Source organism: Stenotrophomonas sp. PD6, from assembly GCF_049199305.1.
In the GTDB taxonomy this organism is placed as follows: domain Bacteria; phylum Pseudomonadota; class Gammaproteobacteria; order Xanthomonadales; family Xanthomonadaceae; genus Stenotrophomonas.
Genome location: NZ_JBLZQD010000004.1, coordinates 40,742 through 54,651 on the forward strand (window position 1 = coordinate 40,742; position 13,910 = coordinate 54,651).

Below are 13,910 nucleotides of genomic sequence, written 5' to 3' on the forward strand. Positions count from 1 at the left end.
TTTTTTTTTTTTTTTTTTTTTCCGCTTCCCCCGGGGGGGTGTTGTTCGGGTTTTTTTTTTTTCCCCCCCCCCCCCCCCCCCCCCGCCGCCCCCCCCGCCCGCCCCCCCCCCCCCCCCCCCCCCGCTACCGTAATGTCACGATCCCTGCTTTCCGGTCAGTGCGAGCGCTGTACCGCGTAACGGGCCAGACCGCGCAAAGCGGCGACGGCATCGTTGTCGGCCAGGCCGTCGAGCGCGCGCTCGGCGGCGTCGGCGTATTCCTCGGCACGGCGGCGGCTGTACTCCAGCCCGCCGGTGGCGTGGATCGCGGCCAGCACTTCCGGCATGGCCTCGGCATCGCCGTTCTGCACGATCTCGCGCAGGCGTTCGCGGGTGGCGGCATCGGAATGCGCCATCGCGTGGATCAGCGGCAGAGTGGCCTTGCCCTCGGCGAGGTCGTCGCCCAGGTTCTTGCCCAGTTCGTCCGCATTGGCCGAGTAATCCAGCACATCGTCGGCGATCTGGAAGGCATAGCCCAGGTGCATGCCGTAGTCGTACAGCGCCTGCTGGGTGGCCGCATCCACGCCGCTGGCCAGTGCGCCCAGCTTGGTGCCGGCCGCGAACAGCACCGCGGTCTTGCGCTCGATCACACGCAGGTAGGCGGCCTCGTCGGTGTCCGGGTTATGCACGTGCAGCAGCTGCAGCACCTCGCCTTCGGCGATGCGGTTGGTGGTGTCCGCCAGGATCTGCATGACCGGCATGCGGTCCAGTTCCACCATCAGCTGGAAGCTGCGCGAATACAGGAAATCGCCGACCAGCACGCTGGGCGCGTTGCCCCACAGCGCATTGGCGGTGCTGCGGCCCCGGCGCAGGCTGGATTCGTCCACCACGTCGTCGTGCAGCAGGGTGGAGGTGTGGATGAACTCGATGATCGCCGCCAGCTGGTGGTGCTCCGGCCCGGCCTGGCCCACCGCGTGGCCGGCCAGCATCACCAGCATCGGGCGCAGTCGCTTGCCGCCCGCGGAAATGATGTGGTCGGCGATCTGGTTGATCAGCACGACATCCGAGGACAGTCGGCGGCGAATCAGCGCATCCACGGCGGCCATGTCGGGCGCGGCGAGCGACTGGATCTGGGGCAGGCCCAGCGCGGGGCGGGTGTCTTCGGTGATGGTCATGCGGTCTGACTTTCAGGCGTAGGCGAAATTATAGGCGGTACGGCCGTCTTCCGCCCGCAAAGGCGTCCCGGCCGGCCGTGGCCTCCCCATCCGGCCCGCGCCGACCGCTGTGGCAGCGGGCAGGGCGTGAATACGTATGCATGCAACGCCACCGCCGAGGGCGCCCCGCTAAGCTTGTCGGGTATGTTCTGGCGCCCCTGGGAGGGCGCCGTGGAAGCCCGGAGGGGGGCCCTCGATGACGCAGACTCCATGGTGGCGCGGTGCCGTCATCTATCAGATTTACCCGCGCAGTTTCCTCGATGCCAATGGCGATGGCGTGGGCGACCTGCCCGGCATCATCGAGCGGCTCGACTATGTGGCCGCGCTCGGCGTGGACGCGATCTGGATTTCGCCGTTCTTCACTTCGCCGATGGCCGACTTCGGCTACGACATCGCCGACCACCGCGATGTGGACCCGCTGTTCGGCACCCTGGCCGATTTCGACCGGCTGCTGGCCAAGGCGCATGCGCTGGGCCTGAAGGTGATGATCGACCAGGTGTTCAGCCACACCTCGATCGAGCATGCCTGGTTCCGCGAGAGCCGCCAGGACCGCACCAATCCCAAGGCGGACTGGTACGTGTGGGCCGACCCGCGCGAGGACGGCACGCCGCCCAACAACTGGATGTCCATCTTCGGGGGCGTGGCCTGGCAGTGGGAGCCGCGCCGCGAGCAGTACTTCCTGCACAACTTCCTGGCCGACCAGCCGGACCTGGATTTCCACAATCCGGCCGTGCAGCAGGCCACGCTGGACTACGTGCGCTTCTGGCTGGACCGCGGCGTGGATGGTTTCCGCCTGGATTCGATCAACTTCTGCTTCCACGACAAGCAACTGCGCGACAACCCGGCCAAGCCGCTGGAAAAGCGCCTGGGTCGCGGCTTCAGCACCGACAATCCGTACGCGTACCAGTACCACTATTACAACAACACCCAGCCGGAGAACCTTCCGTTCATCGAGCGCCTGCGCGGGCTGCTGGACGAGTACCCGGGCGCGGTCAGCCTGGGCGAGATCTCCGCCGAGGATTCGCTGGCGACCACGGCCGAGTACACCGCGCCGGGCCGCCTGCACATGGGCTACAGCTTCGAGCTGCTGGTGAAGGACTACAGCGCCGCCTACATCCGCGACACCGTGTCGCGGCTGGAAGCGACCATGACCGAAGGCTGGCCGTGCTGGGCGATCTCCAACCACGACGTGGAGCGCGCGGTGACCCGCTGGGGCGGTCACCCGGCGCAGCCGCGGCTGGCGCGCCTGCTGGTGGCGGTGGTGTGCTCGTTGCGCGGCTCGATCTGCCTGTACCAGGGCGAGGAGCTGGGGCTGGGCGAGGCCGACGTGCCGTTCGAGGCGCTGCAGGACCCGTATGGCATCACCTTCTGGCCGAACTTCAAGGGTCGCGACGGCTGCCGCACGCCGATGCCGTGGCTGGACGCGCCGCTGGCCGGGTTCACCAGCGGTGAGCCGTGGCTGCCGATCCCGGCGGAACACCAGGCCAGTGCCGTGGCAGTGCAGGAGCACGACCCGCAGTCGGTGTTGAACGCGTTCCGCCAGTTCCTGGCGTGGCGCCGCACGATGCCGACGCTGCTGCTGGGCGATATCCGTTTCCTGGAGACCGCAGAGCCGGTGCTGATGTTCGAGCGCAGTCATGGCGATGAGACGCTGCTGCTGGCGTTCAACCTGTCGGCTGAGGCGACGCAGGTGGCATTGCCCGAAGGCGAATGGCACGCACTGCGCGTGCCCGGCCCGGATGCGGGCCATGCCGACGGCGCACAGCTGCAGCTGCCGGCGCAGGCGATGTATTGCGCGCGCCGCGGCTGATTCACGATTTCCGGTGGTATTGAAGGGCGGGGCCGCGAGGTTCCGCCCTTTTTTTTGGGTGGAGGGTGAAGCGCGCTGCGTTTCGGGGTCATGCCCTACCGGATGTGGCCACCCCGATCGACCGCCGATAACGTCCCCACGCCCTTTAACGCATGGACCCCTGACCGGAACTACCTGCGCACAACATCCAACAAAAAACCCGCTGCTCGCGCAGCGGGTTCTTCGTTTCTCGCATCTACACAGGGATCAGAACTTGTAGTTCACACCCAGCATGTAGGTGCGGCCCCACTCGATGTACTCCAGCGGGCGATCCTTGGTGCCGGCGTAAGTGCGGTACGGCTCGTTGGTCAGGTTGCTTCCCTGCAGCAGCAGGGTCAGCCCGTGCAGCGCGCTGTCGTCGGCGAAGGTGTAGCTCACCTGCGCGTCGGTCACGTTCTCGCCCACCACGTAACGCAGCGTGCGGTTGCCGTTGAAGTTGCCAATCTCACCGATGAAGTCCGAGCGGCGACGCTGGCTGACGCGTGCTTCAAACCCGTTGCGCTCGTAGTAGGCGGTGAAGTTGTACACGCGCTTGGACAGGCCCGGCAGGCTGATCGGATCGCTGCCTACGCTGGACGCGCTTTCCGGATCCAGGATCTTGATGTCGCTGTCGTTGAAGGTCGCGCTGGCCTGCACGCCAAAACCACGCAGCGGGTCGGCCAGCATCTCCAGCGGGAACGAGGCGGTCAGTTCCAGGCCGCGCAGCGTGCCACCGTTGCCGTTCTGCGGCGCCGAGAACGTACCGGTGGTCTGCACCGGCGCGATCATGCCCGGCGGCGGTACGTAATTGGCGAGCAGGTTGCTGAAGTCGTAGTCGTCCACCGACTGGGTGTAGACGTAGCTCTTCAGGTCCTTGTAGAACACCGCCGCCGCCACATAGGCCTTCTCGCCGAAGTACTTTTCGTACGACAGGTCGATGGCGTTGGCACGCCACGGATCCAGCAGCGGGTTGCCGCCGCTGCCGCCCGGCTTGCCGGTGGCGGTGTCCACGCCGAACTCCAGGCCGGCACGCATCTGGTCCACGCGCGGACGCGCGACCTGCTTGGCCACGGCGAAGCGCAGGGTCTGCTGGTGCGGGAACATGAAGGCCAGGTTCAAGCTCGGCAGCCAGTCGGTGTAGCGCTTGCCTTCGTCGATCGGCAGCACTTCCTGGCCGGCCGGGCGCGAACGGTCGAAGTAGTTCGACTGCGAGCTCTGGTCGGTGTGGATCATCTGCACGCCGATGTTGCCGCGCACGCCCACCTCACCGATGTCGGTGTTGATATTGGCACGCACCCACGCAGTGGTGGTCTTTTCCTGCACTACCCACGACTTGGGAATCAGGTAGTCCAGGTTGGTGACCGGGTTGAACACCATGTAGCGATTGACCGCAGCCGGCACATTCCAGGCCGGGATGTAGCCGATGCCGGCGAAGCCGAGGTTGACCGGGGAATACTGCAGGTCGCCGGCCACGTTGGCGTCGCCCTGTGCACCGAGCAGGATGTTGCCTTCGGCCTGGGTCTTTTCCTTGCGGCGGTCGGCGTAGTTCACACCCACGTCCACGTCCTGGAACCACGACAGCGCCTCGGGCACATTGAACGTGCCCTGCAGGCGGGCGCCCTTCAGGCGGTCTTCCACCTGCGGCACCTTGCCGTAGCCCGAGCCGTAGATGGTGTTGGTCAGATACAGCGCTTCGGGATTGGAGTAGTCCAGGCCCGGGCGGATCTGCGAGAAGCCATCACCATTGACGGTCAGCCCGATGGTGTCCAACTGCGGCATCGGCGTGAGCTGCAGGTTGTTTTCCAGGTTGAGCTCATCGCGCGTGGCCTTGGAATAGTTCACGTCGGCGGTCAGCTTGAAGCTGTCGAAGGTCAGCTCGTTGTTCCAGCCGAACGCATCGATCTTGTCTTCGCGCTTGTTGTACATGCCGCGCACCAGCGGGTACACGCCGCTGGCGGTGCCGCCGGTAAAGGTACCGTTGCCGTTGACCTGCGGGTTGCTGATCAGCAGGCCCGGGGTGTAGCCACCGTTGTAGTTGCTGAGGTTGACCTCGAACTGGTTGGCCGTGTCGATCTGCTCGGCCTTGGTGTGGAACATGTCCAGGGTGCTGGTCCACACGTTCGACGGGCGGAACTGCACGGTGGCCATGTAGCCGTCGCGCTTGGCGTTGCCGGTGCGGCGCAGTGCCTTGATGCCGTCGGAGAACGCGGTGCCCGGGGCGACGCCGGGGCGGTTGCCCTGGTCGGTCTGCTCGGTGGTCCACGGCTCGTACAGGCCCACCTGGTTTTCCTGGATCGGGTTGTCGCTGTGCGCGTAGCCCAGCGCGATGCCCCAGGTATTGTCGGCGAACTGGTCGATGTAGCTGGCGCTGAAGCGGTTGCCAAAGGCATCCACGTTGGCGGCCTTGCCCAGCGAGTTCTTCGAGTAGCGCCCGCTGACCGCGATCACGCGCTCGGCGAACGACAGCGGACGCACGGTCTGCATGTCGATGGTGCCCGACAGACCCTGGCCGACCAGTGCCGCGTCGGGGGTCTTGTACACGGTCACGCCGTTGACCAGCTCGGACGGGTACTGGTCGAATTCGACGCTGCGGTTGTCGCCGGTGCTGACCACTTCACGCCCGTTGAGCAGGGTGGTGGCGAAGTCCGGCGACAGGCCGCGCACGCTGATCACCTGCGCACGCCCGGCAACGCGCTGCGCGGCCAGGCCGGGCAGGCGGGCCAGCGATTCGGCGATGCTCACATCGGGCAGCTTGCCGATGTCTTCGGCCGAGATGACCTCGACCACCGAGGTGGAATCCTGCTTGATCGCAATGGCGTTTTCGATGCCACGGCGGATGCCGGTGACCTGGACGGTGTCCAGGTTGGTGGCCGCGCTGCCGGTGGCCGGCGCGGTGTTCGAATCGGTGGTGGTGGACTGCGCCAACGCCAATGACGGCGTCAGGGCGACGGCCAGCGCGAGACTCAGCGCGCTGCGCTTGCAATTCAACATTTTCCCCTCCCAGGCAATGTTGCCAAACTGAATTGTGGTTGCCCGGAAGACCCGGGAGCGTCGCGGCACGGTGACCGTTGACTGCGTGGCTATGGTAGGCAGCGCGTTCGCGCGGCGAATCACCCTGCATACGTATTCAATGCAGATGGCCGCGTTGGAATCGATTACATCGGGCTGAACCGAATGGCCTGGCCACCACCGGGTGCCAGCACGATGTTCAACGTATCGGCGCTGGTCACCTCGCGGGTTTCGCGCTTGAACGCGAACGGGTTGGACTGGTAATCGGCACCGTCACCATCGCGGTAGATCTCCGCGCGGTAACGCACGCCCGGTTCCAGGAACGACAGCGGCACTGGCAGGGAACGGCCGTGTTCGTCGGTGATGCTGCCCAGGAACCAGTCGCGGCTGTTGCGGTCCTTGCGGGCGATGGTCACGTAGTCGCCCACCTCGCCATCCAGCACGCGGGTGTCGTCCCAATCCACCGCCACGTCTTCGATAAAGCGGAACGCCTCGCGGTGCTGCGCGTAGTGCTCGGGCAGGTCGGCGGCCATCTGGATCGGGCTGTAGATCACCACGTACAGGGCCAGCTGCCGCGCCAGCGTGCTGGGAATGGCCTGGCCGTGGCGGCCCTTCAGGCTCAGGATGCCGGGGGTGTAGTCCATCGGCCCGGACAGCAGCCGGGTGAACACCAGGTTGACCTCGTGTTCGGGCGGGTTCGGCGGCTGGCCCCAGGCGTTGTACTCCATGCCGCGCGCGCCTTCGCGCGAGATCCAGTTCGGATAGGTGCGGCGCAGCCCGGTGTCCTTGATCGGCTCGTGCGGGTTCACCGCAAGGTGCCGCTTGGCCGCCTCCTGCACCACCTTGAGATGGTGGCGGGCCATGAACTGGCCGTCGTGCCACTCGCGCCACAGCGGCCCGCCGGCCGGATTGCGGCGGTCCACCTGGCCGTCGTCGCAGACGTAGCCGGTCTTGAACGAATCCACGCCCAGCCGCGCGTACAGGTCCAGCGCCGCACCCAGCTGGTCTTCGTAATGCTCGATCGCGCAGCCGGTTTCATGATGGCCGACCAGGTGCACGCCCTTCTTCGCGCCATAGGCCGACAGCGCCTCGATGTCGAAGTCCGGGGTGGCCCGGGTGAAGTCGAAGTCGTAGCCGTTGCCCACCCACATGCCGTCCCAGCCGGGATTCCAGCCTTCCACCAGTACCCCGCGGAAGCCATGTGCGGCGGCGAAGTCGATCACCTTCTTCGTCTTGGCGGTGGTTGCCGCATGCTTCGGCCCCGTCGCCCAGCTTTCCTCGTCCAGGTGCATCGACCACCACACGCCCAGATATTTGGACGGCTTTACCCAGCTCACGTCACCCAGTGCATTGGGCTCGTTGAGGTTCAGGATCAGGTTGGATTCCACCAGTCCGCCGGCGGTATCGCTGATCTGCAGCGTGCGCCAGGGCGTATTGAAGGGCAGGGTGCGGCGCACCTTCCAGCCTTCGGCCGACGGCGACAGCTGCGCGCGCAGGCGCTGGCCGTCGGTGCGGCGCAGCCACATGCCGGCGTAATCGACCAGCGCGGCCTCGTGGATCGACACGTGCAGGCCGTCGTGGCTGCGCAGCGTCAGCGGGGTGTGCGCCAGCGGCACCTGGTCCAGCGGCGTGCGCTGGTACAGGTATTCATAGTGGATGGGCTCGCCGGCCGGGATCCACCACGCGGTGGAGGCGGGGGCGATCGCGAACTCGGTCAGCTCGTCGTCGATGATCGCCTCGCGCAGACCCGGCTGCTCGGGGAAGTGGTAGCGGAAGCCCAGGCCGTCGTCGTAGACGCGGAACACCACGTCCAGCCGGCGCTTGGCGCCGCTGCGCTCGCCCAGGTGCACGGTGACTTCGTTGTAGTGGTTGCGCACGCTGCGGCGTTCGCCCCACGGCTGCTCCCAGGTATCGTCGACGCTGCGCGTGTCCTGCCCGAGCAGCGCCAGGTCGCGGTCCAGGCGCCCGTCGCGGAGCTGGAAGCCGAGCCTGGATTCGGCCACCACGGTCTGGCCCAGGCGCTCGACCCGGTAGCTGGGGGTCCCGCCATCCAGCTGCAGCGACACCGTCAGCACCTTGCCTGGCGAGCTGGCGCTGGCCACGGTGACCGGCTCGGCCAGTGCGGCGGAGGTGCAGAACCACAACGACAGGGCCAGCCAGGCCAGCAGGCGGGGCGCGGCAACGGCGCGCAACAACGGCAAATCCAGTGGCATTTCCCCTCCCAGGGCAGCGCTTGACTGCCCGGACTATAGCCACGCCTGCCGTGCCCATTCGGCGGCAGGCCATGAATACGTATGCAAGCGGACCCGTATTGCGGCCTGCGCCGTGCGGCAGGCGACGGTCGTCGCCTACCATGCAGGCAGGCACCCTGGGAGGGGGCCGCGATGGCAGCGCCCCGGCGCTGTCGAACCACACCGCGTGCAAGAAGGGAGGAAGGCCGACGGGCGCAAGCCGGTCCGCCGCTTTTCGATGCTGAAGACGATCTGCCTGACCGCTGCCCTTGGGGCGGCGCTGGTGTCCACCGCTGCGGCGGCGGACCTGATATTCGATGGCCGCACCGCGCGCGCCACGGCCGCCGCCGATGGCAGCTTCCAGCTGCTGGCCAATGGCACACCCGTGGCGATCGCCGCCCAGCCGATGCGCAGCCGCACCGACAGTGTGATGTTCGATGCGCTGTTCGCGCTGGCCCAGCAGGAGCTGGCCGCCGACCGTGTCGATGCGATCCGGGACCCGGCCTTCAATTTCGGCAACCCGGTGGAGTGCGAGTGCTTCCAGACCGGCGAGCGCTGGCCGTACGTGTGGACGCGCGATGTGAGCTTCGCCGCCGACCTGGCGCTGGCCCGGCTGGAGCCGATCCGCGTCCGCAACGCGCTGCAGTTCAAGTTGTCCAAGGCCCGCGACGGCGTCACCCCCGGCGTATTCGTGGCGCAGGACACCGGCTCCGGTGGCAGCTGGCCGATCAGCAGCGACCGGGTGGTGTGGTTCCTGGCCGCGCGTGGCGTGCACGACAGTTCCAGTTTCATGACCGAGACCTGGCAGGCGCTGCAGGCCACGCTGGCACAGGACCGCGCGATGGTGTTCGACCCGCGCACCGGTCTGTATCGCGGCGAGACCTCGTTCCTGGATTGGCGCGAGCAGACCTACCCGGACTGGACCCGCCAGGACGTGCGCTTCATCGGCGAGTCGTTCGCACTCTCCACCAACGTGCTGCACTACCAGGCGCTGCGGCTGGCCGAAGCGTACGCGCGCGAGCTGCGCGACCCGCGCGCCGACCAGTACGCGGGCTGGGCCGATGCACTGGCCCGACAGATCGACGCGCGCTTCTGGCGCGAAGACGCCGGCATGTACATGAGCTACATCGGCGAGGCGGCGCATCCGGTGCCCTACGCCAAGTACGACCTGCTGGGCATCTCGCTGGGCGTGCTGGCCGACGTCTTCCCGGCCGAGCGGGCGCGCCGTTCGCTGGCCAACTACCCGTATGTGGAAGGCGGCAGCCCGGTGGTGTGGCCGCAGGAGGCGCAGCGGCCGATCTACCACAACCGCGCGGTGTGGCCGTTCGTCAGCGCCTACTCGCTGCGCGCGGCACGCAAGGTGGATGACGCCACCCGCATCCAGCGCGAGATCGAATCGCTGATGCGCGGCAGCGCGCTGGCCGGGTCGAACATGGAGAACTACGAGATGCGCACGCTGGCCGTGCACGTCGACGAAGGCCCGCTGAGCGGGCCGGTGGTCAACTCGCCGCGCCAGCTGTGGTCGGTGGCGGGGTACCTGTCGATGGTGCTGGAAGGCGTGTTCGGCGTGGAAGCCGACGGCACGGTCGCGCCCAAGCTGCCGGTGGCGCTGGTACCGCAGCTGTTCGGCAAGCGCGGCAGCATCGAACTCAACGACGGCAAAACCACCTACATCCTCAAGCGCCCCAGCAAGCTCGAAGGCGACCTGCTGGTAGCAAAGAAAATCACCCGAAAGGGCAACACGGTAACGGTCCAACTGCGTAGCGACACGCCACGCGTGTCCCACGCAACCCCCGCCGACGCCGACGCCTTCGCTCCGGCAACCCCGGCCGCCCCGAAACCGCAGATACGCGGCAAGGCCTGGGCGTTCGCGATCCCCGCCCACCACCAGCTCTGGCAGGACGGCAAGCCGGTAGGCACGACCACCACCCACACCCTCACCGACGACGGCCACCAGCACTGCCTCAGCCTCACCCGTCGCGAAGGCGCGCTCGAATCGCTGCACAGCCCGATGACCTGCATCGGCCCGCAGCAGCGCCTGGCCGGCGCGACGAAATGGAACTGGACCGCCGCCGCACCCACGCGCGTGCGCATCCGCCTGCGCTATGACAACCCGAACGGCCCGATCAACACCGGCGTCACCGCCGCAGTCAAACAGCTGGCCGTGCAGTGCGCCGGCCAGCCCGTGCAGCGCGCCACCGTGGTGATGCCGCACAGCGTCGGCCCGCAGGACTCCACCGCCGCCGAATTCGACCTGCCCAAGGGCAGCTGCCGCTTCACCCTGGAACCGGGCTTCAACATGAGCGCGCTGGAACACTTCGCCCAGTACAACGGCGGCAAGGGCGGCCGCGACGGCGTGCTCAACGCGGCCAAGGTCAGTGCGCTGTTGATCGCGCCGGTGGCCGGTGATGCGGAGGCCGCGCGATGAGCCGCGCCGCCAAGCCGACCCTGTCGTTCTGGCAGATCTGGAACATGTGCTTCGGCTTCCTGGGCATCCAGTTCGGCTTCGCCCTGCAGAACGCCAACGCCAGCCGCATCTTCGAAACCTTGGGCGCGCCCATGGATGCGGTGCCGGGGCTGTGGATCGCCGCACCGCTGACCGGCCTGCTGGTGCAGCCGATCATCGGCTACATGTCCGACCGCACCTGGACCCGCTGGGGCCGCCGCCGCCCGTACTTCATGATCGGCGCGGTGTTCACCACGCTGGCGCTGCTGGTGATGCCGAACTCGCCCACGCTGTGGATCGCCGCGGGCACGCTGTGGGTGCTGGATGCGTCCATCAACGTGTCGATGGAGCCGTTCCGCGCCTTCGTCGGCGACAAGCTGGCCCCACGCCAGCGGCCGCGCGGCTATGCCATGCAGAGTTTCTTCATCGGCGTGGGCGCCATCGTGGCCAGCTTCCTGCCCTTCATCCTGGCCCACTTCGGCGTCGCCAACACCGCCGCCGCCGGCGAGGTGCCGCCCACCGTGCGCTACGCGTTCTACTTCGGCGCGGTGGTGCTGCTGGCCTCGATCGCCTGGACCGTGTTCAGCACGCGCGAGTACTCACCGGCCGAGCTGGCCAGCTTCGACGACGCCGAACCGCCGGCCGTGCACCAGTCCGCGCCGCTGGCCGGGCCGCCGCCGCTGTTGCAGATCGGTGGCTGGATCGCGCTCGGCCTGGCACTCGCCGCGGCCATTGCGTGGCGCGACGGCGACAAGATGCTCTACGTGCTGGCCGGGCTGTGCATCGCCTACGGCGTGCTGCTCGGCGTGGCGCGGTTGCTGCCTGGCCCGCACATGCTGGCCACCATCGTCGACGACCTGCGCAGCATGCCGCGCACCATGCGCCGGCTGGCGTGGGTGCAGTTCTTCTCCTGGTTCGCGCTGTTTGCCATGTGGATCTACACCACGGCCGCCGTGGCCGGTACCCACTTCGGCTCCACCGACCCGGCCTCGGCCGCGTACAACGAAGGCGCCAACTGGGTGGGCGTGCTGTTCGGTGCCTACAACGGCTTTGCCGCACTGGCCGCGCTGCTGATCCCGCTGATGGTGCGGCTGATGGGGCTGCGCGTGAGCCACCTGGTCAACCTGTGGTTGGGTGGGCTGGGCCTGATCTCGCTGATGCTGATCGACGACCCGAAGTGGCTGCTGCTGTCGATGGTCGGCATCGGCTTCGCCTGGGCCTCGATCCTGTCGCTGCCGTATGCGCTGCTGTCCGACAGCGTGCCGGCGGCCAAGATGGGTGTCTACATGGGCCTGTTCAATTTCTTCATCGTGATTCCGCAGCTGGTCGCCGCCAGCGCGCTGGGTTTCATGCTGCGCCTGTGGCTGGGCGGCGATCCTATGCACGTGCTGGCGCTGGGAGGCGTCAGCCTGCTGATCGCCGGCCTGTGCGTGCTGCGGGTGCCGTCCCACCAGGAGGTTGTCTGATGCTGTCTCGTTCGTGTCTGTCGTTGGGCCTGTCGCTCGTACTCCTGTCGGGCGGCGCCGTTGCCGCCCCGCGCCCGGACTACGTGGGCACGCTGGAGCCGTTCGCCAGCGATGCGGTGTACTTCGTGGTCATCGACCGCTTCGTCAACGGTGATCCGTCCAACGACCACCGTGACCAGGGCGGCAAGCACCGCACCTTCGACATTCCGGTGCCATGCCCGGACAAGGTGGACGGCAACATCGGCTACCTCGGCGGCGACTTCAAGGGCGTGCTCGACAACGCCGACTACATCCGCACGCTCGGCTTCGGCGCGGTGTGGATCACCCCGATCATCGACAACCCGGACGAGGCCTTCACCGGCAGCAAGCCGATCAGCTGCACCAGCACCCTGACCGACCGCGGCAAGACCGGCTACCACGGCTACTGGGGCATCAATTTCTACACGCTGGATGAGCACCTGCCCAGCAAGGACCTGGACTTCGCCGGGCTCACCCGTGGGCTGCACGACGCGAAGCTGAAGGTGGTGCTGGACATCGTCGGCAACCACGGTTCGCCGGCCTGGACCATGCCGGTGAAGCAGCCGCAGTTCGGCCAGATCTTCGACAAGGATGGCAAGCTCATCGCCGACCACCAGAACCTGCCGCCGCAGCAGCTCGACCCGCAGCACAACCCGCTGCACGCGTTCTACAACAACATCGGCCCGGTCGATGGGGACAAGGGCTCGATCTTCGACGGCAACCTGGCCGAACTGAGCGACTTCAACCAGAATAATCCGGCCGTCATGGACTACCTGGTCGGCGCCTACCTGCAGTGGACGGCGCAGGGCGTGGATGCGCTGCGCATCGACACCATCGGCTGGCTGCCGCATCCGTGGTGGCATGAATTCGTCAACCGCATCCGCGCCGAGCACCCGGGCATGTTCATGTTCGGCGAGGCGTTCGACTACGACGCCGCCAAGATCGCCGAGCATACCTGGCCGTCCAACGCCAACGTGAGCGTGCTGGACTTCCCGCTGCGCGGGGCGCTGTCCAGCGTGTTCGGCAAGGAGCAGAAGGGCTTCCAGGCGCTGGCCGAGCCGTTGCACCTGCTCGGCGGGCCGTATGCGAATCCGTACGAGCTGATGAGCTTCTACGACAACCACGACATGGCGCGGCTGGATGCCACCGACAACGGCTTCATCGACGCGCACAACTGGCTGTTCACCGCGCGCGGTATTCCGGTGCTGTACTACGGCTCGGAGACCGGCTTCATGCGCAGCCGTGCCGAGCACGCCGGCAACCGTGCCTACTTCGGCCAGGCGCGTATTGATGCCGCGCCGCAGAGCCCGATCTTCGGGCCATTGCAGCGCATCGCCACGCTGCGCGAGGCCACCCCGGCACTGCAGCGCGGGCTGCAGGTCAATGAGCGCCTGCAGGGCGATGAGGCGGTGTTCTTCCGCGTGCTCCAGCATGGCGACACCGCGCAGACCGCGCTGGTGCTGCTCAACAAGGGCGATACCGCACGCAGCATCGAGGTCAGCCGCTACCTGCAGCCCGGCACCTGGCGCGATGCGCTGGGCGGGGGCAGCGTGCCGGTAACGCGCAGCCTGAAGGCCGAGGTCCCCGCGCACGGGGTGAAGGTATACCTGCTGGATGCGGCGGTGAACCAGAAGGACCTGCAGGCCGAGCTGTCGAAGGCGGTGGCGGACCAGAAGGCGAGGACGGAACGTCTCTCGCGGTAGGTATCGACCGATGGTC

At 67.3% G+C, this 13,910-nt stretch carries 7 protein-coding genes; 4 read left to right on the forward strand and 3 right to left on the reverse strand.

Features of this window, described 5'->3' with window-relative positions:
• Positions 1 to 155: 155 nt before the first annotated feature.
• Positions 156 to 1,154 (reverse strand): polyprenyl synthetase family protein, encoded by a 999-nt coding sequence (locus ACOZHM_RS07880; RefSeq protein ID WP_421568683.1) that lies wholly within the window; start codon positions 1,152 to 1,154, stop codon positions 156 to 158.
• Positions 1,155 to 1,389: 235 nt separating this feature from the next.
• Between ACOZHM_RS07880 and ACOZHM_RS07885 the strand changes: the two genes are divergently transcribed.
• Entirely contained in the window at positions 1,390 to 3,003 is a 1,614-nt protein-coding gene (locus tag ACOZHM_RS07885; protein ID WP_421568685.1) for an alpha-glucosidase family protein, read from the forward strand.
• A 246-nt stretch (positions 3,004 to 3,249) separates the two neighbouring features.
• Here the strand turns inward: ACOZHM_RS07885 and ACOZHM_RS07890 are convergent, their stop codons facing one another.
• On the reverse strand, positions 3,250 to 6,012 hold the full coding sequence (locus tag ACOZHM_RS07890; RefSeq protein WP_421568686.1) for a TonB-dependent receptor: 2,763 nt from the start codon (positions 6,010 to 6,012) through the stop codon (positions 3,250 to 3,252).
• A 164-nt stretch (positions 6,013 to 6,176) separates the two neighbouring features.
• Complete coding sequence (locus tag ACOZHM_RS07895; protein WP_421568687.1) at positions 6,177 to 8,243, reverse strand: glycoside hydrolase family 97 protein; 2,067 nt, start codon at positions 8,241 to 8,243, stop codon at positions 6,177 to 6,179.
• Between the two features lie 256 nt (positions 8,244 to 8,499).
• Between ACOZHM_RS07895 and ACOZHM_RS07900 the strand changes: the two genes are divergently transcribed.
• Genes ACOZHM_RS07900 through ACOZHM_RS07910 form a run of 3 tightly spaced genes read left to right on the forward strand, consistent with a single transcriptional unit; the run spans position 8,500 to position 13,894 of the window.
• Positions 8,500 to 10,689 (forward strand): Six-hairpin glycosidase-like protein, encoded by a 2,190-nt coding sequence (locus ACOZHM_RS07900; protein ID WP_421568688.1) that lies wholly within the window; start codon positions 8,500 to 8,502, stop codon positions 10,687 to 10,689.
• A complete protein-coding gene (locus ACOZHM_RS07905) occupies positions 10,686 to 12,173 on the forward strand; it encodes an MFS transporter (RefSeq protein WP_421568689.1) in 1,488 nt (495 codons plus the stop codon). Before ACOZHM_RS07900 ends, ACOZHM_RS07905 begins: the two co-directional genes overlap by 4 nt.
• On the forward strand, positions 12,173 to 13,894 hold the full coding sequence (locus ACOZHM_RS07910; RefSeq protein ID WP_421568690.1) for an alpha-amylase family glycosyl hydrolase: 1,722 nt from the start codon (positions 12,173 to 12,175) through the stop codon (positions 13,892 to 13,894). Before ACOZHM_RS07905 ends, ACOZHM_RS07910 begins: the two co-directional genes overlap by 1 nt.
• Positions 13,895 to 13,910 lie beyond the last annotated feature (16 nt).